The sequence below is a fragment of the Streptosporangium vulgare genome, from assembly GCF_042428775.1.
GTDB classification, from domain to species: Bacteria; Actinomycetota; Actinomycetes; order Streptosporangiales; family Streptosporangiaceae; genus Streptosporangium; species Streptosporangium vulgare.
The window spans coordinates 142,324-168,378 of record NZ_JBHMBS010000002.1; the positions used below are offsets into that span (position 1 = coordinate 142,324).

At 69.3% G+C, this 26,055-nt stretch carries 22 protein-coding genes; 8 read left to right on the forward strand and 14 right to left on the reverse strand.

Annotated features, from left to right (window positions below; translation table 11 throughout):
* Positions 1-99: 99 nt before the first annotated feature.
* Positions 100-1,692 carry a serine/threonine-protein kinase gene (locus ACFFRH_RS04620; RefSeq protein WP_386154443.1) on the forward strand — a complete coding sequence of 531 codons (1,593 nt, stop codon included), beginning with the start codon at positions 100-102 and terminating at the stop codon, positions 1,690-1,692.
* A 129-nt stretch (positions 1,693-1,821) separates the two neighbouring features.
* Here the strand turns inward: ACFFRH_RS04620 and ACFFRH_RS04625 are convergent, their stop codons facing one another.
* From ACFFRH_RS04625 to ACFFRH_RS04645, 5 genes are all read right to left on the reverse strand, one after another.
* Complete coding sequence (locus ACFFRH_RS04625; RefSeq protein ID WP_386154446.1) at positions 1,822-2,760, reverse strand: hypothetical protein; 939 nt, start codon at positions 2,758-2,760, stop codon at positions 1,822-1,824.
* Between the two features lie 140 nt (positions 2,761-2,900).
* On the reverse strand, positions 2,901-3,863 hold the full coding sequence (gene nuoH, locus ACFFRH_RS04630; RefSeq protein ID WP_512701123.1) for an NADH-quinone oxidoreductase subunit NuoH: 963 nt from the start codon (positions 3,861-3,863) through the stop codon (positions 2,901-2,903).
* Between the two features lie 129 nt (positions 3,864-3,992).
* Positions 3,993-4,493: an NADH-quinone oxidoreductase subunit C gene (locus tag ACFFRH_RS04635; RefSeq protein WP_386154449.1), complete on the reverse strand. Its 501-nt coding sequence runs from the start codon at positions 4,491-4,493 to the stop codon at positions 3,993-3,995.
* A gap of 190 nt (positions 4,494-4,683) precedes the next feature.
* Positions 4,684-5,181, reverse strand: coding sequence for an NADH-quinone oxidoreductase subunit B (locus ACFFRH_RS04640; RefSeq protein ID WP_184537730.1), 498 nt, complete (start codon positions 5,179-5,181; stop codon positions 4,684-4,686).
* A gap of 119 nt (positions 5,182-5,300) precedes the next feature.
* Entirely contained in the window at positions 5,301-5,672 is a 372-nt protein-coding gene (locus ACFFRH_RS04645) for an NADH-quinone oxidoreductase subunit A (protein ID WP_386154451.1), read from the reverse strand.
* Between the two features lie 336 nt (positions 5,673-6,008).
* On the opposite strand from ACFFRH_RS04645, the gene ACFFRH_RS04650 reads away from it, so the two are divergent.
* The 5 genes from ACFFRH_RS04650 to ACFFRH_RS04670 all read left to right on the forward strand — a co-directional run bounded on the left by ACFFRH_RS04650 (position 6,009) and on the right by ACFFRH_RS04670 (position 12,088).
* A complete protein-coding gene (locus tag ACFFRH_RS04650) occupies positions 6,009-7,451 on the forward strand; it encodes a polysaccharide deacetylase family protein (RefSeq protein WP_386154454.1) in 1,443 nt (480 codons plus the stop codon).
* A 69-nt stretch (positions 7,452-7,520) separates the two neighbouring features.
* A complete protein-coding gene (locus ACFFRH_RS04655) occupies positions 7,521-7,610 on the forward strand; it encodes a putative leader peptide (RefSeq protein WP_386155048.1) in 90 nt (29 codons plus the stop codon).
* 214 nt (positions 7,611-7,824) lie between these two features.
* A complete protein-coding gene (locus ACFFRH_RS04660; protein WP_386154457.1) occupies positions 7,825-9,678 on the forward strand; it encodes a 2-oxoacid:acceptor oxidoreductase subunit alpha in 1,854 nt (617 codons plus the stop codon).
* Positions 9,671-10,741 carry a 2-oxoacid:ferredoxin oxidoreductase subunit beta gene (locus ACFFRH_RS04665; protein ID WP_386154460.1) on the forward strand — a complete coding sequence of 357 codons (1,071 nt, stop codon included), beginning with the start codon at positions 9,671-9,673 and terminating at the stop codon, positions 10,739-10,741. Before ACFFRH_RS04660 ends, ACFFRH_RS04665 begins: the two co-directional genes overlap by 8 nt.
* 420 nt (positions 10,742-11,161) lie before the next feature.
* Positions 11,162-12,088 carry an NAD-dependent epimerase/dehydratase family protein gene (locus ACFFRH_RS04670; RefSeq protein WP_386154463.1) on the forward strand — a complete coding sequence of 309 codons (927 nt, stop codon included), beginning with the start codon at positions 11,162-11,164 and terminating at the stop codon, positions 12,086-12,088.
* A gap of 89 nt (positions 12,089-12,177) precedes the next feature.
* Here the strand turns inward: ACFFRH_RS04670 and ACFFRH_RS04675 are convergent, their stop codons facing one another.
* On the reverse strand, positions 12,178-13,617 hold the full coding sequence (locus tag ACFFRH_RS04675; RefSeq protein WP_386154466.1) for a dihydrolipoyl dehydrogenase family protein: 1,440 nt from the start codon (positions 13,615-13,617) through the stop codon (positions 12,178-12,180).
* 1 nt (position 13,618) lies between these two features.
* Positions 13,619-14,179 carry a hypothetical protein gene (locus tag ACFFRH_RS04680; protein WP_344747256.1) on the reverse strand — a complete coding sequence of 187 codons (561 nt, stop codon included), beginning with the start codon at positions 14,177-14,179 and terminating at the stop codon, positions 13,619-13,621.
* Positions 14,180-14,393: 214 nt separating this feature from the next.
* Here ACFFRH_RS04680 and ACFFRH_RS04685 point away from each other — a divergent pair, with 214 nt between their 5' ends.
* Positions 14,394-15,029, forward strand: coding sequence for a TetR/AcrR family transcriptional regulator (locus tag ACFFRH_RS04685; protein ID WP_344747257.1), 636 nt, complete (start codon positions 14,394-14,396; stop codon positions 15,027-15,029).
* A gap of 196 nt (positions 15,030-15,225) precedes the next feature.
* On the opposite strand, the gene ACFFRH_RS04690 is transcribed toward ACFFRH_RS04685, so the two are convergent.
* The 5 genes from ACFFRH_RS04690 to ACFFRH_RS04710 all read right to left on the reverse strand — a co-directional run bounded on the left by ACFFRH_RS04690 (position 15,226) and on the right by ACFFRH_RS04710 (position 21,393).
* Complete coding sequence (locus tag ACFFRH_RS04690; protein WP_344747258.1) at positions 15,226-15,909, reverse strand: class I SAM-dependent methyltransferase; 684 nt, start codon at positions 15,907-15,909, stop codon at positions 15,226-15,228.
* Between the two features lie 222 nt (positions 15,910-16,131).
* Positions 16,132-16,359: a DUF397 domain-containing protein gene (locus tag ACFFRH_RS04695; protein ID WP_344747259.1), complete on the reverse strand. Its 228-nt coding sequence runs from the start codon at positions 16,357-16,359 to the stop codon at positions 16,132-16,134.
* Between the two features lie 68 nt (positions 16,360-16,427).
* On the reverse strand, positions 16,428-19,484 hold the full coding sequence (locus ACFFRH_RS04700) for an FG-GAP-like repeat-containing protein (protein ID WP_386154471.1): 3,057 nt from the start codon (positions 19,482-19,484) through the stop codon (positions 16,428-16,430).
* Positions 19,485-19,777: 293 nt separating this feature from the next.
* Positions 19,778-20,710 (reverse strand): CPBP family intramembrane glutamic endopeptidase, encoded by a 933-nt coding sequence (locus ACFFRH_RS04705; protein ID WP_386154474.1) that lies wholly within the window; start codon positions 20,708-20,710, stop codon positions 19,778-19,780.
* 29 nt (positions 20,711-20,739) lie between these two features.
* Entirely contained in the window at positions 20,740-21,393 is a 654-nt protein-coding gene (locus ACFFRH_RS04710; protein WP_386154477.1) for a hypothetical protein, read from the reverse strand.
* Between the two features lie 102 nt (positions 21,394-21,495).
* Here ACFFRH_RS04710 and ACFFRH_RS04715 point away from each other — a divergent pair, with 102 nt between their 5' ends.
* On the forward strand, positions 21,496-22,122 hold the full coding sequence (locus ACFFRH_RS04715; protein WP_344747265.1) for a TetR/AcrR family transcriptional regulator: 627 nt from the start codon (positions 21,496-21,498) through the stop codon (positions 22,120-22,122).
* A gap of 219 nt (positions 22,123-22,341) precedes the next feature.
* On the opposite strand, the gene ACFFRH_RS04720 is transcribed toward ACFFRH_RS04715, so the two are convergent.
* Together ACFFRH_RS04720 and ACFFRH_RS04725 are read right to left on the reverse strand one after the other, a co-directional pair.
* A complete protein-coding gene (locus tag ACFFRH_RS04720; RefSeq protein ID WP_386154480.1) occupies positions 22,342-24,114 on the reverse strand; it encodes a glycosyl hydrolase in 1,773 nt (590 codons plus the stop codon).
* Positions 24,115-24,871: 757 nt separating this feature from the next.
* The gene (locus ACFFRH_RS04725; RefSeq protein WP_344747266.1) at positions 24,872-26,017 is read right to left on the reverse strand and encodes an alpha/beta fold hydrolase; all 1,146 of its coding nucleotides are present in this window, start codon (positions 26,015-26,017) and stop codon (positions 24,872-24,874) included.
* Positions 26,018-26,055: the final 38 nt, after the last annotated feature.

Consider the following 26,055-nt stretch of genomic DNA (forward strand, 5'->3'; position numbering starts at 1 on the left):
AAGTTATCCACAGACTGTGTGTTCGATAACCGTCCACCAACCACAGACGCCCCACCGAAGCGACTGCGGACCTCCTGAAAAAATCGTATTGTTCGCCACATGTCCCACCAGTACGGGCCGGCCTGGCAGTCGCGACCACCGGCGCGATCCAATACGGCACTGAGTGTCGTTTGGGCACTGGTACCTCTGCTGACCTGCGGCGTCGGGACGCCGTTCGTCATCGGCCACGCCGCCCGCCGGTTGCGGAGCCCGTTGCTGGCCGTCGCCGCCGCCGTCTACGGTCTCGGCATCGGCATCTTCGTGATCATCGCGGCGACCTACGGGGATTCCAATTCCATTCCGGTCACGCTGGACGTCATCGGGACGATCGGCCTGTTCGGCAGCTGGCTTGGCGGGCTGGGCCACGCGCTGATCCTCAGGGGGTCGGTTTTCCGGCAGGACCCCTCCCGCGAGTCCCGCGAGTTCCGCCCCGGGCCGCCTCCCGGCTACGGCCGCGTCCAGGGTCCGTCCCAGATGCCGCCGTACCAGACCGGTCCCACCGCGCCGTCGACCGTGCATCCGTCCGCGCAGGGGTCGCAGTCCCGCCGGCCGGAGCACCCGCACCACGGCGGCTACCAGCCGCCGCCACAGCCCCGCCATGACGGCCCGCCGCCGCAGTACGCGCCCCAGTACACCCAGGGCCACTTCACGCAGGGCCCGCCCACGCACACCCCACAGGGCCCGCACGTCCCCTTCACGCAGGGCCGGCCCGCGCACACTCCGCACGTCCCCTTCGCTCAGGGCCCGCCCACGCACACCTCACAGAGCCCGCACGTCCCCTTCGTGCAAGGTCAGTCCACCCACGCCTCACACGGCCCCCAGGCCCCCTTCACGCAAGGCCGGCCCGGCCACACCTCGCGGGGCCGGAACACCCCGGCCCCGCAGGGCTGGCTCGGGCCGTACCGGCTGATCGGCAGCCTGGGGAAGGGCGGCCAGGGAACGGTTCACCTCGCGCTCAACCCGCAGGGGCAGAAGGTCGCGATCAAGGTGCTGCACGAGCACTTCAACGGCAACCAGGTGGTCAGGGAGCGGTTCCTGAGGGAGGTGGAGGCGACACGCAGGGTGGCGACGTTCTCCACGGCGCGGGTGCTCGACGTGAACATCAACGAGGACCAGGCGTACGTCGTCAGTGAGTACGTGGAGGGCGACTCCCTGGAGCAGCTGGTCCGCGACAAGGGCCCGCGCGACGAGGACGGTCTGACCCGGCTGGCCCTGGCCACGGCGGGCGCGCTGGCCGCGATCCACCGGGCCGGCGTGGTGCACCGGGATTTCAAACCGGCCAACGTGCTGATCGGCGCCGACGGCCCCCGCGTGATCGACTTCGGCATCGCCCGAGCCCTCGACCAGGTCACCGCGACGTCGGGCAACATCATGGGCACCCCCGCCTACATGTCGCCCGAGCAGCTGTCCGGCGAGGCGATCGGCCCGGAGACCGACGTGTTCAGCTGGGCCGCGACCATGATCTTCGCCGCCTCGGGAAAGGTGGCCTTCGGGGAGGACACCATCCCCGCGATCCTCAACCGGGTGATCAACCACCAGCCGGACCTGGCGGCCCTGCCCCAGTCGCTGCGCCCGCTGGCCGCCGCCTGCCTGGACAAGCGGCCGGTCAACCGGCCCACGGCCTCCGACATCATGCTGCGGATCGTGCAGTAGGGGATCGCGATCACCGGCGTCCGCGCCGGAAACCCCACGGAGGAGGACCGGGCCGGGAGAATCCGGATCCAGGACCTCCAGGACTCCCGGGACCTACCACCAGGGACTTCGAAGGACTTCAAGGGAGCTCTAAGGAACCGCGTCCTTCGCCCGTGTCGTCAGGTCCAGGTACTCGTCGCGGGTCAGCGCGCGAATCTCCAGCCCCAGGTCGTTCCCGGTGGCGAAGCGCTCGACGTCCTCGGCGTCCCACCGTCCCGGCAGGTGGAACAGATCCCCGCCCACCATCAGGCCGGTCACGCCGGACTCCGCCGAGTACAGCAGCAGCTCGGACGCGTCCAGCTCGCGGGTCCTGCGCGCGGTCTCCAGCAGCAGACGGCCGTGGACGACCACCAGACGGCAGTGCGGCTGGCCCTCGCGCCTGAGCACACGTCCCTGGACGGTCTGGTTGCGGGACCTGCGACGGCCGACCCCGACCACGACGACGGCCCCGGCGACCGTCAGCGCGGCCAGCACCAGGGCGGCGATCCCGAGCGGGCCCATCCCCCGGGTGACGTCGGCGCGGGTCTCGGTCAGGTTGAGGAGCACGAGCGTCACGAAGACCGCCCCGTAGGCGAGCACCGCCCACATGAGCACGTACAGCAGCTGCTCGCGCCACCACACCTTCGGCGAACTCAGCGGCGGTCTGAGGCTTCTCACGCCGGGCACGCGCAGGCGCGGCAGGGGCGCGGGCGCCCGGCGCCAGGTCACCGCGCGCCACCTCGGCGACCTGCGGGCGAGGGCGACCCTGGCATGCTGCGGCGTGTCGAACGCCCGGAACTCGAACTCCAGGCCGTTCTCCGCGGCGAACGCCTTCACCGCCCTCTTCGACCGGGATCCCGGGGCCTCCAGCATGACCAGCCCGGACTCGTCGAGCACCGCCAGGCCGTATCTCGTCCTTCCCCTGCCGGGATAGCCGAAGATCAGCAGCGTGCTCGCCCGGCCCTCTCCGGCGAGCGGCAGCCGCACCGGCGGATGTTCCGGCACGTCGACGACCAGTTCATCCTTTTCCACGGCAAGCGCGAGGGTCATGCGTTCCGTCCTTGGCAGGTGGTGTCACAGAGTGTATTTACTCCCTGCCCTGCGTGGGCACTTCGAACGTCGGATCGTCCGGTACGGCGGCCCGGACGACACGGGAAAGGCCGGGAGGGGCAATCCTGCGTCATCCCACGTCATCCCACGGCGACCCTGACGATTCCCGTCAGCGCCAGCTGGACCAGGGCCAGCGGTACCAGCCCGACCCAGGCGAGCCGCTGCAGCTGGTCCTCGCGGAGACGGGGATAGCTCACCCGCAGCCAGATGATCACGAAGACCAGCAGGAAGACCTTGAGGAGCATCCACACCGGCCCCGGCAGGAACGGGCCGTGCCAGCCGCCGAGGAAGAGCACGCCGGTGAGCGCGGAGATCACGATGATCCCGGCGTACTCGGCCAGCATGAACAGGGCGAACCTCATGCCGGTGTACTCGGTCATCGGGCCCATGATGATCTCGGAGTCGGCGATCGGCATGTCGAACGGCGGGCGGCGGAGCTCGGCGAGCCCGGCGACGAAGAAGACCACGCCGCCGATCGCCTGCCAGGGCAGCCACCACCACTGCCAGGCCTCCACGATGCCCGGCAGGGAGAGCGTGCCCGCCGCCATCGCGACGCTGGAGGCCGCGAGGACCAGCGGCAGCTCGTACGACATGAGCTGGGCCGCCGAACGCATCCCGCCCAGGACGGAGTACTTGTTGCCCGAGGACCACCCGGCCATGATCGAGCCGAGCACGCCGACCCCCATCACGGCGAGGACGAAGAACAGCCCGACGTCCAGGTCGACCCCGACCAGCCCGGGTCCGACCGGGATGACGACCATCACCAGGAGATAGGGGATCAGCGCGACGCCGGGGGCCAGGCTGAAGACCCGGCGGTCGGCGGCGGTCGGGATCACCTGCTCCTTCTGCATGAACTTGACCCCGTCGGCGATCAACTGGGCCCAGCCGTGGAAGCCCCCGGCGTACATGGGACCGAGGCGCGACTGCATGTGCGCCATGACCTTGTGCTCCATCTGCCCGGCGACCAGCGGCAGCACCAGGAAGATCGCGACGATCACGACAAGCCGTACCGCGACGTCGAGCACCTCGGCGATCACGGGCACCTCCGGTCCCCCGGGGGAACTCCCCGGCCGTCACGGGTATCGCGGATATCACGGATCGTACGGACCGCGCGGGTATCGCGGACTTCGCGGGTATCGCGGACCCCTCGGCGGGGTGGCCGCCGAAGGGTCTCAGCTGCCACGCTCGCGCCCCCAGTCGGCGGGCACCCCCGGCGGGAGCGTCTTGCGGCGGCTCGGCGAGCCGCCACCGGACTCTCCGGGCTCCTTCGCCCCCGGCCAGGCCTTGGCGACCCGGGCGGCGAGCACGAAGTCCTTGCGCAGCGGGAAGCCCTCGAAGCCCTCGGGGAGCAGCAGCGGCACCAGGTTCGGGTGGCCCTCGAAGACGACGCCGAACATCTCGAAGGTCTCGCGCTCGTGCCAGTCGGCTCCGCGGAAGACACCGACCGCGCTGGGCAGCCGGGGGTCGGCACGCGGCACGCGGGTGCGCAGCAGCAGGTGGGCGTGCGAGCCTGGGGCGAAGAGGTGGGCGACGACCGCGAACGCCTCCGGCGGCTCGTCCACCGCGGTCAGCCAGTCGAAGAACTCGTAGCCCCCGGCCCTGGCGGACTCCAGCAGGCCGATCCAGCCGTCGGGATCCACGTCGACCGTGGTCTGGCCGAAGGACTCCGACACCCGGGCGCCCTCACCGTACGCGAAACCGTGCGCGGAGCCGGACGCGGAACCAGGCGCGGGTCCGGGGCCGGGCGCGGGTCCGGAGCCAGGCGCGGGTTTAGGCGCGGAACCGGGCGCGGGTTCGGGTACGGACCCGGATGCGGGTTCGGGCGCGGAACCGGGCGTGGCGGGATGAGGGGGTTCGGGCAGGTCAGGCATAGCGGTCACCCAGGTTCTCCGCGGCGATCTTCTCCTGGAGCATCATGATGCCGTGGAGCAGCGCCTCGGGGCGAGGAGGGCAGCCGGGGACGTAGACGTCGACCGGGATGATCTGGTCGACGCCCTTGGTCACGCAGTAGGAGTCCCAGTACGGGCCGCCGGAGTTGGAGCAGGCGCCGAAGGAGATCACGTACTTCGGGTCGGGCATCTGCTCGTAGAGCCGTTTGACCGCGGGCGCCATCTTGTCGGTCACCGTGCCCGAGACGATCATCAGATCCGCCTGCCGGGGACCGTTGGCGAACGGGATGACCCCGAATCTTATGAAGTCGTGCCTGCTCATCGAGGTCGCGATGAACTCGATCGCGCAGCAGGCCAGACCGAAGTTGAACGCCCACAGTGAGTAACGGCGCCCCCAGTTGAGGATGAAGCGCATGGGTTTGGGGGCCAGACGCGAGACTGGCCCCACGGTGGGCATCGGGAGATCCGCCATGGCACGCATTCTCCTTCAGAGTCGGTGCTCGCGCTCGCCCGGCCCTTCGAGCTCCCGGGCCCGGTCCTTCGAGCCCCGGGTCCGGCCCGCCGGGCTCTCGGGTCCGGGCTCTCGGGCTCTCAGGTCCAGGTGAGCGCACGTTTGCGCCAGGCGTAGAGGATGCCGAGCGCGATGAAGCCGAGGAAGACGAACATCTCGACCAGGGTGGTCGTCCCGAAGCCGGGGGCGGCGAAGATCGTCGCCCAGGGGAACAGGAAGACCGCGTCCACCGCGAAGACCACGTACAGGTAGGTGAACACGTAGTAGCGGATCTGGGACTGGGCCCAGCCGTCGCCGACCGGGTCGACGCCGCACTCGTAGGTGAGCAGTTTCTCCGGGGTGGGCCGGCTCGGCCGGAGCCCCCGGTTGACGAGCAGTGCCCCGGCGACGATGAGCAGGCCGATCGCGAACAGCGCGAGGACCACCACGTAAGAGCCGAAATATCCGCTCATGGTCTCTCCTCCTCGGGACCACCGCCCCGAACGTCAGGACCACCGCCCCGAACGCTCCGGGACCGTGCCCGAACGCCTCCGGAACCGCCTGCCCCGAACACCCCGGGACCTCCGCCCGAACGCTCCAGGATCTGCCGTACGAGGCTCTCCGCCCTACCTATAGCAGTATCCGCGTCTCCCGTCACGCGGGGAAACGTCCCCCGTCACGCAAGGAAACCAGCGGGCGCGGAACGCTAAAGCCTCCGTCCACTTAACATCAAGTTAGGGTAAATACCCTATTAACCCATATAGCGTCATTTTATGCCTAAAGTGCGATTCGGCGGAGGAATCGCGTTAATGGCCGCAATGATGACTGGTTGCGGCGTAGCCACCGCCTCCCCCCACGTGGATCCCCCGGTTCCCTCCGAGCCAACGCTGATCAACTACGTGGACCCCTCCATGGTCCAGAACCTGAGCACGAGAAGCCTGAACTCGGGAGAGGCCGCGGGCCGGCGCGTGCACGCCACCTACCCGGCCATCGCCGAGGCCCCCCGGCTCACCGAGAAGCTCCGCAGGACGGTGACCGGGAGTCTCGGCCGGTTCACCCGGCACGCCCTCCCCGCAGGTGCCGTGCCCACCCCCGAGTTCAACGTGGACTGGCAGCTCGCCGCCGCGTCCCCCGAGGTCCTGGGGGTGCGGCTGCGCATCGGCCAGTCCATGGGCTCGGGCTGGAGCGAGTCGCGGACCACCGTCTGGTACGACCGGGCGAGCCGTCGCGCCCTGGACTCCCCCGACCTGCTCAGGGACGCCGCGGCGCTGACCACGCTGGCCGGGATCGTCAAGGGCGAGCTGGCGCTGCGCGGACCGCTGGTGAACCCCAACGCGCTCAGGCCGGACCCCTCGATGTTCGACTCCATCGGCTTCAACCCGCGCGGCGACCTCGTCGTGGAGTTCGACGACAAGCAGGTGGGCCTGGGCGTCGCCGGACGGGTGGCGGTCGCCGTGCCGTCCGCGACCGCGGCGCCGCTGCTGTCGGCGACCGGGCAGCGGGCACGGCGGGCCTCCGTGGGGACCGCGACCCTCACCTCTCAGGAGGACATGCTCGCGGCGAGCGGGGACAAGCCCGCGGCGCGCAGTTCCATGGCGGGCACCGTGGACTGCGCGAAGGTCAAGTGCGTGGCGCTCACCTACGAGGACGGGCCGGGGCCCGAGACGGGGCGGCTGCTCAACATCCTCGGCGTCCACAGGGCGAGGGCCACCTTCTTCGCCCTCGGCTCCAACGCCTCCGCGCGTCCCGAACTGCTGCGCCGGATGCGTGACGAGGGACACCTGGTGGCCAACCACAGCTGGTCCCACCGCGACCTCACCTCGCTGCCCACCGCCATGCTCACCGACCAGCTCACCCGCGCCCAGCACGCGATCACCCAGGCGATCGGCCAGGTGCCGACGCTGATGCGCCCGCCGTACGGCGGGACCGGCGAGCAGGTGGCCTCCGTCGCGCGCCGACTGGGCATGTCCGTGGTGCGCTGGAACGTTGACGCCGAGGACCAGAACGACCTCGACCCCCGGGCGATCGCCCGCCGGACCGTCGCCCAGGTCAAGCCCGGGTCGATCGTCCTCATGCGCGACTTCCACCACGCCACCGTCGACGCGGCCCCCGCCATCCTGCGCGAACTCACCGCGAAGGGTTATACCTTTGTCACTGTCCCGGAACTGTACGGCCCGCGTGCGATGGAACCCGGCCGTATCTATGACTCCGGAGCCGTGTCGGCGGAGCCGGACAGGCAGGGCCTGTCATAACCTGAGGCTATGGGGCCATAGCCGGAGGCGATGAGAGCGTCTTCGTGACGGGACATATAGTTGGGCATCGTGATCCCAACTGTCCTCTTCGGCCGCCTGCACGTTGACCTGTGTCGGCTCGCGGCCGGGCTGTGTCGGGCCGGCCGTCCGCGATCGTGACTCCCCCGTAGGCCGTACGACGGCCGCGGCGCGCGATGTCCGCGCCCAGCTTCGACTCAGTTTCGACTCAGCGGCCGTCAAGGATATGCGACAAAGGTCACTTTCCTTCGCCGAGTGGAACGCGAAAAGACTACGCGTGACCCCGAGGATCTAGCATGGAAAAAAGAATGTGCCACGAGCAACGGCGCCCTGTCGCGTCGAGGAGGACTGAGCTGTGACCAAGCAGGTTCAGCAACTCGACCGCGTGATCATCCGGTTCGCCGGCGACTCCGGCGACGGCATGCAGCTGACCGGTGACCGCTTCACGGCCGGGACCGCGGAGTTCGGCAACGACCTGTCCACGCTTCCCAACTTCCCGGCCGAGATCCGCGCCCCCGCAGGCACCCTGCCGGGCGTGTCGAGCTTCCAGCTGCACTTCGCCGACCACGACATCCTCACCCCGGGCGACGCCCCCAACGTCCTGGTCGCGATGAACCCCGCCGCGCTGAAGGCCAACCTCTCCGACCTGCCGCGCGGCGCCGACCTCATCGTCAACACCGACGAGTTCACCAAGCGCAACCTGCAGAAGGTGGGCTACGACGGCAGCCCCCTCGACGACGACTCGCTCGCCGAATGGCGGGTCCACGCCGTGCCGCTCACCTCGCTGACGGTCAAGGCCCTCGAAGGCTTCGCGCTGTCCAAGAAGGACGCCGAGCGCTCGAAGAACATGTTCGCCCTCGGGCTGCTGAGCTGGCTCTACCACCGGCCCACCGAGGCGACGATCCAGTTCCTCGAGACCAAGTTCGCCAAGAAGCCCGACATCGCCAAGGCCAACATCGCCGCCTTCCAGGCGGGCTGGAACTACGGCGAGACCACCGAGTCCTTCTCGGTCTCGTACGAGATCAAGCCGGCCAAGCTCGCCCCCGGGGTGTACCGCAACATCTCCGGCAACCAGGCGCTCGCCTACGGCCTGATCGCCGCCTCGGTGCAGTCGAGGCTGCCGCTGTTCCTCGGCTCGTACCCGATCACCCCGGCCAGCGACATCCTGCACGAGCTGTCCAGGCACAAGCGGTTCGGCATCCGCACCTTCCAGGCCGAGGACGAGATCGCGGGCGTCGGGGCGGCGCTCGGCGCCGCCTTCGGCGGGGCGCTGGGCGTCACGACGACCTCCGGGCCGGGTGTCGCGCTGAAGGCCGAGACCGTCGGCCTCGCGGTCACCACCGAGCTGCCGCTCATCATCGTCGACGTGCAGCGCGCCGGTCCCAGCACCGGCATGCCCACCAAGACCGAGCAGACCGACCTGCTGATGGCGATGTTCGGCCGCAACGGCGAGTCGCCGCTGCCGATCGTGGCGCCCTCGACCCCCTCCGACTGCTTCGACGCGGCGGTGGAGGCGGTGAGGATCGCGGTGAAGTACCGCACCCCGGTCATGCTGCTCTCCGACGGCTACCTCGCCAACGGCTCCGAGCCGTGGCGGCTGCCCGACGCGGCCGACCTGCCCGACATCTCCACCGAGTTCGCCTCGGGGCCGAACGGCGAGGACGGCACGACCTTCCTGCCGTTCAAGCGCGACCCCGAGACCCTCGCCCGCCCCTGGGCGATCCCCGGCACCGCGGGCCTGGAGCACCGGATCGGCGGCATCGAGAAGGCCGAGAACACCGGCAACATCTCCTACGACCCCAACAACCACGACCGGATGGTCCGGGTCCGGCAGGCCAAGATCGACGGGATCGCGAACGACATCCCGCCGCTCACCGTGGACGACCCCGACGGCGACGCCCGTGTGCTGGTGCTCGGCTGGGGGTCCACGTACGGGCCGATCGCGGCGGCCGTGCGGCGCATCAGGAGGTCCGGGGGCAAGGTCGCCCAGGCCCACCTGCGGCACGTCAACCCGCTGCCCGCCAACACCGGCGAGGTCCTGCGCGCGTACGACAAGGTCCTCCTGCCGGAGATCAACCTCGGCCAGCTCGCGCTGCTGCTCCGCGCCCGCTTCCTGGTCGACATCATCAGCTACAACCGAGTGCGCGGGCTTCCGTTCAAGGCCGAGGAACTTGCCGGCGTGATCCAGGACGTGATCGACAGTGAGTAGTGCTGAGTTGCCCGCGGTGTCCGTCCCCGGAAGGGGCGGGGCGCTTTCGCTGGTCCCGAAGTCCGAGGTCAAGCTCGGGATGAAGGACTTCAAGTCCGACCAGGAGGTGCGCTGGTGCCCCGGGTGCGGTGACTACGCCATCCTGGCCGCGGTCCAGTCGTTCGTGCCGGAGCTCGGGCTCAAGCGCGAGAACATGGTGTTCGTCTCGGGCATCGGCTGCTCCTCCCGGTTCCCGTACTACATGGACACCTACGGGTTCCACTCGATCCACGGCCGCGCCCCGGCGATCGCGACCGGCCTCGCGGCCTCGCGGCCCGACCTGTCGGTGTGGGTGATCACCGGTGACGGCGACGCGCTGTCCATCGGCGGCAACCACCTCATCCACGCGCTGCGCCGCAACGTCAACCTGAACATCCTGCTGTTCAACAACAGGATCTACGGCCTGACCAAGGGCCAGTACTCCCCGACCTCCGAGATCGGCAAGATCACGAAGTCGACCCCGATGGGCTCGCTGGACAAGCCGTTCAACCCGATCTCGCTCGCCATCGGGGCCGAGGCCTCCTTCGTGGCCAGGACCATCGACTCCGACCGCAAGCACCTGCAGTCGGTGCTGCGCGAGGCCGCCGAGCACCGGGGCACCTCCCTCGTCGAGATCTACCAGAACTGCAACATCTTCAACGACAACGCCTTCGAGCAGCTGAAGGACCCGGAGCAGCGTGACGACATCACGCTGCGCCTGGAGCACGGGCAGCCCATCGCCTCGGCGTCCAAGGCGGTGCGCAGGGCGGCCGACGGCGGCATCGAGGTCGTCCCGAGGTCGTCGGTGAGCGAGGACGAGATCCTCGTGCACGACGCCCACCGCGCCGACCCGTCGCTCGCCTTCGCGCTCTCCCGGCTGGACGAGCCCGCCTTCGAGCACGTCCCGATCGGCGTCTTCCGCAACGTCGACCGTCCCTCCTACGACGAGCTCATGGCCGAGCAGCTCCAGGAGGCCGTCGGCGAGCGCGGCCCCGGCGACCTGAACGACCTGCTGCTCGGCGGGGACACCTGGCGCATCGGCTGACGCGACACCGCACCAGGCGGCACAGAACGGCAGGGCCCGCTCCTCGGAGCGGGCCCTGCCGTTCTTCAGCCCTGCCGTTCTTCAGCCCTGCCGTTCTTCAGCCCTGCCGTTCTTCAGCTCTGCCGCTTTCGGCACTCCCCTTTCCGGTGAATCGCCTTTTCGGGGGATTATCTCCGTCGTCGCCACGGCGTCCCGTACGGCAAGGTATGAATTTCCTTGGGCCGCACGGCTCGACACGATTCGGCTCGGCACGGCTCAGCGCGGCTCCGTCCGGCTCCGCCCGGTTCGCGTGGCCCGTCCGGTCCGCGTGGTCCGCGTGGCGCCACGCGGCGCCTCTCCCGCCGGCGGGAGATCCGGCCCTTCACGTGGAAAGCCGCCCGGCGAGTCTCGTCACGTACGGAAAGAACGAGGAGAGCGCCCATGCCGAGCCCGGCGAGGGAAGACCACTGGTGCACGAGGCCCGTGCTGGTGACGGGGGCCGGTGGCTTCATCGGGGCCCACCTGGTGCGGCGTCTGAGCGCGCTCGGCGCGCGGGTGCACGCGGTCAGCCGCCGGTCCAGGGAGAGCTCGAACGGCGAGACCTGGCACGTCGCGGACGTCGCCGACGCGGGCGCGATCGAGTGGCTCATCGGCTCGACCCGCCCGGCAGTCGTGTTCCACCTGGCCAGCGAGGTCGCCGGGGCCAGGGATCCGCGGCTCGTGCTGCCCATGCTGCGCAGCAACCTCACCAGCGTGGTCAACCTGCTGACCGCGGTCGCCGAGGTCCCCGAGACCAGGGTGGTGCTCGCGGGCTCGCTGGAGGAGCCCCGGCCGGAGGAGGGCGACCGGGCGCCGTCCTCGCCGTACGCGGTGTCCAAGTGGGCCGCCGACGGCTACGCGCGGATGTTCCACCACCTTTGGGACGTCCAGGTGAGCAACCTGCGGATCGGCATGGTCTACGGGCCGGGCCGCCAGGACACCCACAAGCTGGTCCCCTACGTGGCGCTGTCGCTGCTGCGCGGGCGGACGCCCGAGCTCGGCAGTGGAACGCGTCACCTCGACTGGGTCTACGTCGACGACGTGGTCGACGCCTTCCTCGCCGCGGGCGAGACCCCGGAGGCGGCGGGCCGCTCCTTCGACATCGGCACGGGGACGGGCACCTCCATCCGCGACACCGCGGACCTGCTCTCCAAGATCGTCGGTGGCGGGGCCCGCCCCCGCTACGGCGTGCTCGCCGACAGGGCGCTGGACAGCGCGAGGATCGCCGATCCCGCCCCCGCCGCGGAGATCCTCGACTGGCGGCCCACCGTGGGACTTGAGGAGGGGTTGCGGCGGACCGTCGACTGGTTCGCCCGCGAGAACGGCTGAGCGGGCGGCTCGGTCCGCCCGAGAAGAAAGCCGAACGGGTGGCTCGGCTCATCCGCGTAAAAGACCGAGCGGGCGCCTCGGCCGGACGGTCAGCGGCCGTACGCCTCCAGCAGCCGCAGCCACACCTCGCTGACCGTGGGGAACGCCGGAACCGCGTGCCACAGCCGGTCCAGGGGAACCTCGCCGACGACCGCGATCGTCGCGGCGTGCAGCAGTTCCGCGACGTCAGGGCCGACGAGCGTCAAACCGACGATCACTTTCCGGTCCTCGTCGACGACCATGCGGGCGTGCCCCCGGTAGCCGTCGGCGTGCAGGGCGGATCCGGCGACGGCGCCCAGGTCGTAGTCGACGACGCGGATCCGTACCCCGGCGGCCTCGGCCGCGGCCGCGGTCAGCCCCACCGACGCGATCTCGGGTTCGGTGAAGACCACCTGGGGCACCGCGCGCTCGTCGGCCGTGGCCACGTGTCGGCCCCAACGGCCATCCTCGACCGCTTCGCCCCCTGCCCGCGCCACGATGACGTCGCCGACCGCGCGGGCCTGGTATTTGCCCTGGTGGGTCAGGAGCACCCGCCGGTTGACGTCACCGGCGGCGTACAGCCACCCACCGCCGATCGGCGCCCCGTCCTCCCCGACCACGCGCAGCGTGTCGTCCACCGTGAGCCAGGCGCCCGGTGTCAGGCCGACGGCGCCGAGGCCGATGTCCTGGGTGTTCGGTGTCCGGCCGATCGCCACCAGAAGCCTGTCGGCCTCGACCTGCTCGCCGTCGGTCATCGTGATGCGCACCGTTCCGGCCTCGTCGCGGTGCACCGATGCGGCCTCCGTGCCGAGGCGTACCGACACACCGGCCTCCCGCAACGACTCGGTGACCCGCTCGCCGGCGAACGGCTCGGCCAGCGGCAGCACACCGTCACGAGCCAGCATCGTCACCGAGGACCCCAGGGCGGCGAAGGCGGTCGCCATCTCCGACGCCACCACGCCGGCACCGATGATCGTGAGTCGTCCGGGAACCACGCTCGCGGCGGCCGCCTCCCGGCTGGTCCACGGCATGGCCTCGCGCAAACCGGGAACGTCCGGCAGCAGCGCGCCGCTTCCGGTCGCGACGACCACCGCGTGCCGGGCCGTCAACGTGACCGGGACGCCGTCGTCACCGGTCACCTCGACCACGTTCGCGGACACGATCCGGCCCTGACCGCGGTGCAGGGCGATCCCGGCCGAGTCGAGCCAGTCGACCTGACCGTCGTCCTTCCAGTGCGAGGCGAAGGAATCCCGACGGCCCAGCACCGCGACCGCGTCGAGACCACCGGTCACCGCCTCGCGCGCTCCCGGCAACCGACGTGCCGCCCGCAACGCCGCCGCGCCGCGCAGCAACGCCTTGGTCGGCATGCAGGCCCAGTAGGAGCATTCCCCGCCGACGAGCTCACGCTCGACGACGGCGGCGCTCAGCCCGCCCCGCACCACCCGGTCGGCGACGTTCTCCCCGACCGGGCCGGCCCCGAGGACGACGACGTCGTAGGTGTCGCCGTCCATGTCAGTTCCCCTTCGCGACACGGCCGAGACGAAAGGCCGAGATGAGGAAGAAGATGCCGCCGGGGACGGCGTAGCCGGCCGCGTTGGTCAGCGTCGGGTTGGCCGCGGAGGCGCCAAGGATGAACGACGCGCCGGCGAGTACGGAGATGCCGCCACTGATGATCATCGGCCACTGGCCGCCCATCCCGCGGCGGGTGACACCCACGATCAGCTGGACCAGCCCGGCCACGACCGCCCAGGCGCCCCACACGCGCAGTACCGCCGGGATACCGGACGCGCAGGCGACGGCCACGCCGACGGCGGTGATCAGACTGACCGCGATGTTCACGTACAGCAGCGAGGGTGATCCGGTGGTGCGCGTCGCGCGGGCGTCGACGATTGCGGCGGCCACGTCGAACAGCGGGTAGAGCACGAGCAGGGTGACCGCGACCGGACCCAGTGTCGAGGCGGTCGTGAACATCGCGAGGGCCCAGGCGATGGCGAACGCGAACCGGACGAAGTACAGCCGCCGCAGTGCGGACGCGGTCCCGGAGATGCCGGGCGAAGCAGCGATGGTGCTCACGATGATCCTTTCAGGGGACGAGTGACGAGGAGAACGGTTCGGCGCGTCCCGCGGCCGGCCTTCTCGATCGGGTGGGCGACCGGGTCGGCGTTGCCTGCCATGACCGCGAGTGGGGAACGGTCCTCAACGAGACCGAACGTTCTATCTCAACACAGCATGGCCGCGTGCGGCGCGAGCTGTCAAGACCGAACGTTCTACCTACTAAGATGGCGACATGCGCAGCCAACCCGAAGGCCGGCCGTCCGAAGCGCGATCCCGGCTGCTCGACACGGCCACCCGGCTCTTCTACGGGGAGGGCATCCACGCCGTCGGCATCGATCGCATCGTCGCGGAGGCGCGGGTGACGCGGGCCACCCTCTACCGGCACTTCCCCGGCAAGGAAGACCTCGTCCTCGCCTACCTGAGCGAGGTCGACCGGGCCACGCGAGGCCAGGCGGACGAGGCCATCGCCGCCGGGCTTCCGGCCGCCGGCACCGTCCAGGCCCTCGGCGAGGCCATCGCCCAGGGCATCCGGTCCCCCGGCTTCCGGGGGTGCGCCTTCCTCAACGCCGCCGCCGAGTATCCCGACCCCGAGTCCCCGGTGCGCAAGGCCGTGCTCGCCCACCGCCAATGGTTCCTGGAAACCGTCACGGAACTGCTGGCCAAGGTCCGGGAGACAGACGCCGAGACCGCCGCCCGCCACTTCGTGATGATGCGCGACGGCGCCATGGCCGCCGGATGCCTGTTCGACCCGGCGCTGATCTGCGAGACCTTCCTGCGCGGAGTCGAGGGGCTCCTGCAAGTTCACGCCGCCACCGGCGCCCCCGGACCGGCGGGGCCCGAAGACGCCGTCAACGCGCCCACCCGTTGACCGGCTCCGTCACCGATCTCGTGACGTGGACCAACCCCGAACGGCTTCCGGCTCGTACGACTTCCAGCTCGTGCGACGCCGGAAGCTCCGGTCGGTGGCCGGGCGGGGAGGACCCGGACAAGGCGAGGAGGGCCCGGCGACCTGCCCGGCAGCGGTCCGTACGACCTCTGCCGGTTCATCACCCCGGGTTACGACCTCAGGGCGAAGAGGGCTCCATGCCGCTCGTGCTCGCCGCTGTGGCGGGGTCGCGGCGCATCAGCAGGTGGCCGCGGCGGAATCGCTCGCCCTCCAGTGGCTCGCGCAACATCCGCCCCACCTCGACGAACTCCTCCTTGCCGGCCAGGTCGGCCATGTCGTCGATCGGCCACCGGTAGGCAGGCGTGACCTTGTGGTCGAACTGCAGCACCGGACCGCCCTCGGATTCGAAGAAACCGAGCAGGAGGTAACCCCCGGGGGCCAGCACCCGGCGGAACTCGGCGAAGTACGGCGGCAGTTCCGGTGGTGGGATGTGGATGACGGAGTACCAGGAGAGCAGCCCGCCCAGCTCGCCGTCGGCCACGTCGAAGGCGCCCATCGAACCGAGCTCGAAACGCAGGTCAGGATAGTCTTTGCGGGCGATTTCGAGCAGTGCGGGAGACAGGTCGACGCCGAAGGCGTCCAGTCCGAGGTCACGCAGGTGTGCCGTCATGTATCCGGGACCACATCCGGCCTCGGCGACGGGCCGGGGTCCGGCGGCCCGTACGAGTTCGGCGAACACGGCGAGTATCGCGCGATCCAGTGGCAGGCGGCCGAGCGAGTCCCGGGCGAGGTCGGCGTAGAGGTCGGCGACGGCGTCGTAGGCGTCCGCCGTCGCGGTCAGATAGGAGGAGGATTCGGCCACGGCGGACGACTGTAGTGCATCAGGAATCGCGCGTGTCGAGAAGTTCGCCGCGTTGGAACGGCTCGCCGCAGAGATCAGGTGTGAGCGGACCCCGGCCCGGCACGACGTGGCCCCGCCGCGGAAGTTTCCGGCCCGGGAGCCTCGGTCACCGGGCGCGGGGAGACCTGCGACGGAAACCCCTGGCCAGGCGGTCAGGGGTTTCGGCTGCTTCCGCGGCAGGGCTCAGAAGTCGAACTCGCCCTTCTTCGCACCGTCCACGAACGCGTCCCACACGCTCGCACTCACCACGAACGGCGCCCGCTCCGGAGCCTCCGTGTCCCGCGGGCCCACCCGACCACCCGACAGCGGGGCGGCCTCAAGACAGTCACCCTGGTCGGATCCGCTCTTGGTGGCCTTGCGCCAGGCCGCGCTCTTCAGCTCATCACTCAGGTCCACGGCTTCTGCGCGCATGTCAAGAACGCGAGGGCTCATCGAGCCCTCGCGCCTTTTCTTGTACGTAGTGATCCGACCCGTTATCGTCAGCGGTTGTTGAACCAGGCGCCGATCTGGCCCTGGGGGCCGATCCCGAGGTAGTCGGCCTTCCTGTCGCCGTTGACGTCGGCGAGCCTCACGTTCCCACGATCGACCCCGACATCGCCGATGACGGCGCCCTGCCAGATCCAACCCTTGCCGGGGCCGTTGTTCAACCAGGCGCGGACCTGGCCGTTGTCCTGGACGACGAGGTAGTCGACCTTCCTGTCACCGTTGACGTCCTCCAGGCGCACCCAGTCACGGGGGTAGCCGTAGCCCGCGGAGATCTCGCCCTGCCAGGTCCAGCCCTTGCCGGGGCCGTTGTTCAACCAGGCCCGGAGCTCACCCTTGTCCTGGATGACCACGTAGTCGTCGAGGCCGTCGCCGTTGACGTCCTCCAGACGCACCCAGTCACGGGGGTAGCCGTAGCCCGGGTTGAGTTCGCCCTGCCACGTCCAGGTTTGGCCGATGCCGTTGTTCAGCCAGGCCCGCACCTGGCCGAGGTCTTGGAGGATCACGTAGTCGTCGCGGTTGTCGCCGTCCATGTCGGCGAAGCGCACCCAGTCACGCGGGTAGCCGTACCCCGCGTTGAGCTCACCCCGCCACGTCCAGCTCCGGCCGTCACCGTCGTTCAACCAGCCCCGGAGCTCCCCCTTGTCCTGGAGGATCAGATAGTCGTCGCGATCGTCGCCGTCCATGTCGGCGAAGCGCACCCAGTCACGGGGGTAGCCGTACCCCGCGGAGATCTGTTCGACGTGGTTCCAGCCCGCCGAGGGACTACCGGGCTCCGGACCGGGATCAATCGGCGTCGGGTTGCCGGGGGTGGGGCCGCCGGGGTAGCGGTCGTTGAACCAGGCGCCGATCTGGCCCAGGGGGCCGATCCCGAGGTAGTCGGCCTTCCTGTCGCCGTTGACGTCGGCGAGTCTCACGTTGTCGCGGTCGACCCCGACGTCGCCGATGACGGCGCCCTGCCAGATCCACCCCTTGCCGTCGAGGTCGTTGAGCCAGGCGCGGACCTGACCGTTGTCCTGGACGACGAGGTAGTCGACCTTCCTGTCACCGTTGATGTCCTCCAGGCGAATCCAGTCGCGAGGGTAGCCGTAGCCCGCGTTGATCTCGCCCTGCCACGTGAAGCCCTTACCGGCACCGTTGTTCACCCAGGCGCGAAGCTGGCCCTCGTCCTGGATGACCACGTAGTCGTCGAGACCGTCGCCGTTGATGTCCTCCAGACGCACCCAGTCACGGGGATAGCCGTAACCCGCGAGTTCGCCTTTCCACGTCCAGCTCTGGCCGACGCCGTTGTTCAGCCAGGCCCGGAGTTCTCCCTTGTCCTGGAGGATCACGTAGTCGTCCCGGTTGTCACCGTCCATGTCGGCGAAACGCACCCAGTCACGCGGGTAGCCGTACCCCGGGTTCAGCTCACCCCGCCACGTCCAACTTCGGCCGTCACCGTCGTTCAGCCACCCCCGGAGCTCTCCCTCGTCCTGGAGGATCAGATAGTCGTCGCGATCGTCACCGTCCATGTCCGCGAAACGCACCCAGTCACGCGGGTAGCCGTACCCCGCGGAGATCTGTTCGACGTGGTTCCAGCCCGCCGAAGGGCTGGGGGGCGGGGGGACGTCGCACGACCCGGTGTTGCCCGCGACCGGGTTGGCGATGACACGGTCGTGGATCGCACCGCTGATCGCCATGCGGAAGGTGCCGGCCATCCTGTCGTAGCCGGGTTGGTTGGGATGGAGCCGGTCCCGCATGTCGGCGGAGGTGCCGGCGATGACGTCCATGCCGAGGGCCCGGACCCGTCTGCCCTCGGCGGCGAGGGTCAGGGCGATGGTCGGGATCGCCCCGTTGAACCGCTGGATCCGCGCGTTGATCGCCGCGTCCGTCGACGGCACGAGCCGGGAGACCAGCACGGTGGTCTCCGGAGCGAGGTCGGTGATCCTACGGATCAGCCGGGTGAGCCGGGCGGGGGCGGTCCCGCCGTCGTAGTTCTGATTCATGTCGTTGGTGCCGACGTGCAGCGTGACCACGTTGGGCCGCCAGCGGCGGATACTGCATTCGGTGATCCTGTCGATCTGTTCGATCCGCCAGCCGCCATGGCCTTCGTGGTTGGTGTCGGAGATGAGACCCGCGCCCGAGTTCTGAAAACCCACGAAGTCCACCGAGTGGCCGTCTGCCCGCAGTTGGCTCAGCAGTTCGCGCCGGTAACCGACGTATTCTTCGGTGCTGTTGCCGACCCCTCCGTAGCCCACGGTGATCGAGTCGCCCAGCGGCATGACCCGAAGGTTCGTCCTGGCGACACCGGCGCCGGCGCTCACCCTCTCGGCGAGCCGGTTGGAGAAGTCGAGGGCGCCCAGGTCGATATCCCGCCCCAGGTTCTCCATGCCGTTACCGAGAGGCCTCAACCAGCCCGTGAAGCTCCGGCCCCTGTCGACCAGCCACGCGCCCATCTGCCGAAGATGTCCAGGGAGCACGGTGCGGGCCCATACGTTGCCCCCGCCCTCCCAGACGGCTCCTGCTCCGGCGGCCAGCAAGGCGACGCCGAATGCCAAGGCCCAGTCTCCGATGTTGCTGTCTTGGCCCTTGACGATGAGATTCACCGCCTGAGGGATCCAGGCCGCGATGAAATTACCCAGGACCACACATACCACCGCAGCGAACACCGGCGTGACGACGCCGGCGAGAGCCCCCTCGCACAGGATACGAGTCGCCCAGCCCGCGAGGAGGGACGCGCCGATCAGGACGATCTGCTGCCAGTAGCTCAGGTCCGCGGCCTGCGCTCCGACCGGCGTGATCGTGAGCGAAAGATGGGTTTCCGTCACCGACAAGGTGCCGTCGAAGTCATACTCGACGATGAACTGCCCGGCCGGGGGCCGGATCGAATAGAGGGCCCTGTCCTCGTAAATCGAGTCGCTCAGGAGAGGATTGCGGTTGTTGAGCTCCGTCGCCTTGGCCCGGAGCTTGACGAGGTCGGTTCTGTCGGGCAACGGGATGCTGAGCGTGTAGCTGGAGGGCAGCGAGTCGTCGGCGGCCTCGGCCGTCTGCGCCAGGTTCACGACCAGCGACATCGTGACCAGAATCGCCACCACGACCCTGCCCCATCCGCGACCTGGCGGCCGCCGATACCCTTTCCTTTCGCCTCCGGATAAGCCGTCCGCCGGACGGCCTGGGAAATTTCCCCCTGCTGGACTGATTCGATTCATGAGCGTCTCACCTGCTGGACTCAACGTGGACGCTTACGCTTTTGCGGCGTTTCCACATGCGCATGAAATCAGGGCAGAATTTCCATGTTATGGCCGAAAAATGAACAATCGTTCGTGGCCGCGTGTTAGCGTCTCAGGTCGGCTTGTGCCGCCTCACGTCACGTCGAAGGCGTGCGTGCCGGACCCGGCTTCCGGGTCATCCACCAGATGATCGCGGTGATGACGACAAGCCCGGCGCTCGGCACCAGGTTCCCGACCGAACCGACCGTCTCGCCACGACTGCTGAGGGCTCCGCCGAGGTCGAGATGGAGTGTCGTGGCGAGGACGAACGCCGTGGCGTTGTAGACGGCGTGCAGCACGACGGCGACCTCAAGCCCGCCGGTGCGCCAGGTGACGATCGCCAGCGCCGAGAACAGCACGAGATACGAGGTGAGCAGGTAGGGATCGAGCGTGCCGTGGAAGAGCGAGAACAGCACGGTCGTGACGACGATGCCGAGGATCGCCCCGGAGCGGGCGCCTCGGGTCCAGCCGCCGACGACGCGGAACATCAGGCCCCGCAGTCCGTACTCCTCACCGGCCGCCGCCAGCGGGCTGAGCAGCGCGCTGATGACGATGAACGCGACGAGATCGGCGGTCGTCCAGGGGGCCGCCTCGCCGGGCACGAGGAAGAACCCGATGGAGACGACGAGGAGGAGCAGCGGTCCGAAGGCGAGCAGCGAGCGGCCGAGGACGCCGTAGCGGAAACGTCCAGAAACGGAGTGCAGCGAACCTGCGGGCACCCCGTAGAGCAGGCGCTGCAGCAGCATGCTGTAGGGGATGAGCACGGCGAGCGAGAGCGCGCCGGCGGCTTGTCGCAGCGGGGTGAAGCCCGTACGGCCGAGAAGCTGCGCGTCGATGACGGCGGCACCGATCAGGAACAACTGCGCGAAGCCGATGAGCCCGGCGAACAGCAGCACGATCGCAAGGATGCCGCGCGGGATCCGGCGCTTGTCGCCCGCGTAGACGCGGTGGTATTCGACGCCTGCGGGCACGCGAGGCGAGTGTTCAGGCTCGTCGGCTCGTAGGAGCCAGCCCTCGGTGGTGTTCGTCACGGTGTCCTTCCTCATGGTCGGCTCGATGGTCAGCTCGCGAGAGAGTCGAGCCAGTTCGAACGCAGTCGCAGCGCGCGCTCGGTGCTGCCCGCGACCGCTGCGATGCCGGCGGCGATGTTCGCCTCGACCGGGATGTGCACAGGGAGATCGAATGTCCCGAGCGCATCCGCCACGGGCGGAATGTGCGAGATGGTCTCGACGAGTTGCGGCACGGCCACGCAGATCCCGACGAGCACGAGCAGCGTCGAGACGACGCCGACGAGGCGGCTCAGCCCCGGGTGTGTCCGATGCAGGTGAGCGCGTCGCCCCTCGGCGGAAGCGGGATGAGGCGTCAACTGCGCCGCAGTGCCGTCGGCCCGCACGTAGTGGCAGCGTCGTAGGCCGTAGGTGCCGACGACGACCTCGATGTGACCGCCCGGCACGGGGAAGCGGGCCGGCGTCGTCGAGAGCGAAACGAGCGCGCCGTCGCGGTAGAGCCGCGCGCGTACCGCGCCGTCGTCGCGATCACCCAGCTGACGGACGTCGACCGCGTAGGTGGACGCGGTGCCGTCCGGCGCGTGAAGCGTCAGCGTGCGCACCGACCTGCTCAGCAGCTGCCACCAGCGAAAACGCGGCAGCGGCTCGCCGTTGCCAGGACGCACCCGCCACGCCGCGCGACGGTTGCGCCATCCTCCGAACCCCACCCGAGAACCTCCTGCTCTTCGGTCACATCACCACTAGTACGCTGTGCTACTTCATTGAAGCTAGCACACTGTGCTAGAAATGGGGGCAAGGAGGTTCCGACGATGACCGACCGTCCACCGAAACGAGACACCCGCGACAGGATCCTGATCGCCGCGGCGACCATGCTCGGAGAGGACCCGGGTGCCCGGCTGAGCGTCCGGGGAGTCGCCGCGCGAGCAGGCGTCAGCATGGGTTCGCTTCGCCACTTCTTCCCGACGCAGCGGGAGCTCGTCGACACCGTCGTCGCCGGCATCTACGACATCGACATCCCCGACGATCCCATCCTCGACACCGAACGAGCACCGGCGGAACGCCTCGTCGCGTGCCTGCGACAACTGCTCTCGCAGGTCGGCACCGGAGGTCGGGCGCGCGAGTACTGGCGCGCGATCCACGAGACGTACATCGCCTCCGACCCGACGGATGACCAGGTCATTACATACCGTTCGCTGGAGCGACTGGGCCTGCACCGCATCGAGCGCTGGCTGACCGTCCTCGCCGACGAAGGCGCGATCCCGGCGAACGACGTCGAACGATGCGCACGGTTCTTGACAACCGTCCTCAACGGCCTCCTCGTCGAGCGCGCGCTTCCCGCCGCCGCCTCGCGTCTCGAGTTCGAGACCGACACGCTCCGCATGGCCGCCGACGCCGTCATGAGCGGCCGCACCGGGGCCGAGCGGTCCGAGCACTGACGGCGCCCGACCCATCGACACCGGGGACGGCATGCGACGCGGCTTCGATGGCACCGATCATCATCTTCAGGACTGGGTCACCCCGAGTCGGTTGGAGGCTCCGGCGCCGCCAGGGTCCGTGGCCACCCGGCAAGGCGCGGGAGAACGACGCGGGGGCGCCCCCGCCGTCCCCGGTGGAGGAACGACGGGCGGCGCCGAGTCAGTGGGGGAGCGGTCGCCTCACCACTTCGTCATGTCGGGGAGCTGATCAATGGAGATGGTCTTCGGGTTCGCCATCGCCGTCTTCCACAGACCTTGGACGTCCTTGCCGCTGCCGTTCCAGTCGCGCGAGGCCCACACGACGAAGTAAGGCCACGGTGCGTCGGAGGCCGGGTTGAGCGGGCTGAAGGTCTCCGCGATGCCGACGGTCTTGTTGGAGCCGATGGCCTTGAGGGTGGTGTGGTCGTTCCAGCTCTGGAAGTAGTCAGAGGTGACGAGGTCGGTGTAGGCGTCGCCCGGGTACCAGGAGGCCATGGACGTTCCCTGGCCACTGGCCATGCCGTTGAACACCCACAGCACGTTGTCGACGCCTGCCGCCTGGGCGCGCTGGAAGATCAGTCTCCAGAGCTGTTTGTAGGCGTCCTGTCCCTTCTTGGCCCACCACATGTAGTTGTTGTTGCTCTCGTGAAGCGGGCGGAACAGGACGGGGATTCCGGCGTCACCCATTTTCTTGAGCTCCCGTACGACCAGGTCGATGTCCTGGTAGAGCTTGGAGGAGGGATTGCTCAAATCCGGCACGAAATCGCAGGGCGCCGAGTAGTTGCCACCGCGGGGACAGTACCAGTGCCATTGGAAGGCGACGATGCCGTGGCGGGAGTTGTACCAGTTGATGACATTTTGGGTGTCGATGCTGCCCCGGGTGTACTCCATGAAGTCGAAGGCGACCATGGCCGGGTAGCGCCCGGTCAGCGACTTGACCCTGTCGGCGTCGGGGAGGTCGGTCTGGCCGCTGACGAAGGTGTGGGTCTTGAGATAGCAGAGCAGGTTCTCGGCCTTGGAGTTGGCTCCCGTGTCGGCGGGCGACTGGTCGCAGACGGGCTCGGGATCCGGGGGCGGCGGAACACTGTAGACCTCGAACTCGTACAGCGAGTAACCCCAGGCGGTGCCCCGGGCGATGCCGTTCACGCGGACGTAGCGCCCGGTGCCGGAGACGGTGAGACTGTCCACACCGCCGTCACCGGTGGTGGTGCTGTGGATCGTCGTCCAAGTGCCACCGTCGCCGGAAGTCTGGACCTGGTAGCTCTTACCGTAGGCCGCCTCCCAGCGCAGGGTCACGTGTTTGATCGGGTAGGTGGCACCCAGGTCAACCTGGATCCACTGCGGGTCACCGTAGAGGGTGGACCAGCGGGTGCCGGGGTCACCGTCCACGGCCAGGCGGGAGGCGTGGTCGGCACTCTCGTCCGAGGAGGAGGTGGTCGGCCTGTTCAGGGCCAGGTTGCCCGATACGGGCGGATCGACCGTGGGGGTGATCGTCGGCGTCGGGCTCGGGCTGACGGTAGGGGTAACCGTCGGAGTCGGATCGGTGCCGCCTCCGCAGGACGCGCCGTTCAGCGTGAAGGCGCCGGGGGCGGCCGTCGAGCCGTTGTAGGTGACGTTGAAGCCGAAGGCGACCGAGCCGCCGTTCGCGGGGATCGTGGCGTTGTAGCCGAGGTTGGTCGCCGAGACGGCGGCCCCGGACTGGGCGCGGGTGGCGTTCCACATGTCGTTGACGGTCTGGGCTCCGGGAAAGACCCAGGCCAGGGTCCACCCGTTGACGGCGGTGGCGCCGGTGTTGGTGACGGTCACGTTGACGGTGCCACCGGATCCCCAGTCGTTGGCGACCTGGTACCGCACCTGGCAGGTGGGCGCGGCGGCGTTCGCGCTGGGTAGCGCGACCAGCGCGGCCGACAGCAGGGCCGCTGCCGCCGCCAGACTCGTCAGGTATGCCCTGACGCGTCGTCCATGGTGGATCATGGGCTCTCTCCTCGACGTACTTCGCGTGGCAGTTTTGTGATGGTTAACTGAACCGGTTCATTTGTCAACGGCGTGAATACGGCACGTTACGGTCGCTCGCCGACAGCAGGGACCCCCGGAACCTTCACACCGGGATCAGGCCGACGGATTCTCGTCTCACCCCGCTGAGCAGGCGATCACGGAAGTGACGAGTTTTGGCCCCGCACTCCCGGGCGGTCATGACCGGCTTCGCGGAGGGCCTCCACAACCGGATCGGTGTCGTGACCAGGGCCTCGCGTGAACGACGAAGGGGCATCATTACTTAACCGGTTCTGTAGCCGTGATCGACCGCGGTGGAGAGCGAGATGCCGTCGCCGCCGCGGGACGCTCGGACCCGTCGGCGTACCCTTCGGGCGACCGCACGAGCCGCGCCGGCTACGACCGCCGCGCTCCCCGGCTGAAACTTTCACCTCACCCCTGGCTCACCCCGGGCCGGCACGGTGGCTGCGGCGATCATGGTCCGGAACCCGCTCGGCGGGTGTGCGCCATGCGTGGTCCGTCGTCGGCCGGATCAGCCCGGCCACGACCGCTGGGCGACGGCGAACAACGCGAACCGGACGAGGTACGGCCGCCGCGGTGCGGACGCGCAGCCCCTCGGCGAGGCCCTCGCCCAGGGCATCCGGCAGCCTGCCGCCCCGTACCGCCCTTCCGCACGGCCTCATGCGGTGAGAGCCGGAATCAGAAGTCCACGCCATCGCAACGACCAAGATCGCAAAGTCTAGGGCGTAGGTAGCTTTCTCCCGAGGAGGAAGGCCGTCAGGAGCTCACGGTAGAGGTCAGGGCGGCCGTTGGCGATGGAGTGCCCTGCTCCGGGCACGTAGAGGAATGTCGAGTTCGGCAGGATGCGCCGGTATTCGTCGGCGACTTGCCACTTGAGGTAGTCGCACTGGCCGCGCACGATCAGCGTCGGCACGTGGACCTGGCGCAGCTTGGGCCTGGGGTCAGGTACGGTCTCCGAGTCCGCGGAGGTGACCTGGTTGACGTAGAAGCCGGGCTGGTTGGTGTGCGTGGGCGCGGGCGCCGCCCCCGGGCAGCCGGTGGCGTCCTTGACGGAGATGAGCAGTTCGCGGAAGTAGGCGTCCGCCTCGCGGTCGGGCACCATGCTGTGCGCGGCCGCCGGGTTGAGTCCGAGCAGGACGTTCTGGACGAGGAAGCGCAGCGAACCGTCGGGCCCGTCCCCGTTGCCCCAGGGCGAACCCACGCCGTCGGGATAGGCGGGCTTCCAGATCGCTCCCGGCGAGGTCAGCACGGCCCTGGCGACGCGGTCGGGATGGGCCGCCATGTACGCGGCCGCCAGGGTTCCGCCCCAGGACCTGCCGACCAGGATCACCCGCTCGGCGCCGATCGCGCTGCGGACGGCGTCGAGATCGGCGACGTGCCTGGCCACCGTGTAACCGCTGACATCGTCGAGGCGGGTGGAGCGTCCAGCGCCGAGTTGGTCGTAGGCATAGACGTCGAACCCCTCACCGGCCAGTTCCCGCCCGCCCTCCGGAACCCCCTCACCCGGTGTGCCGGGGCCGCCGTGCAGGAAGATCACCGGATACGGCCTGGCCGTACCCCTGGCTGGTTCGCTGACATAGGCCAGGCGGGAGCCGGTGGGCAGGTCCCAGAACCGCACACCCGCCGGAATCACCGGCACCGGTGCGGGAGACGGGAGCATGACGGTGACGGCGGCGATGCCGCAGAGCACGACGGTGACACCCGCGGTATGCGGTGCTTTTCGTGTGACCAGCCACGTGATCGACACGATCGAGGCGGCGGCCGCTCCGGCGAAGACCGGGTATACGGGAACGACCATGGCGACGCCGAAGAAGACCAGCGGCGAGAGGATCAGGGCGAGGACGGCCCCCAGGACGAGCTTCATGGGATCAACGCTAGGAAGGTGGGGGAGCCGGCTCTTCC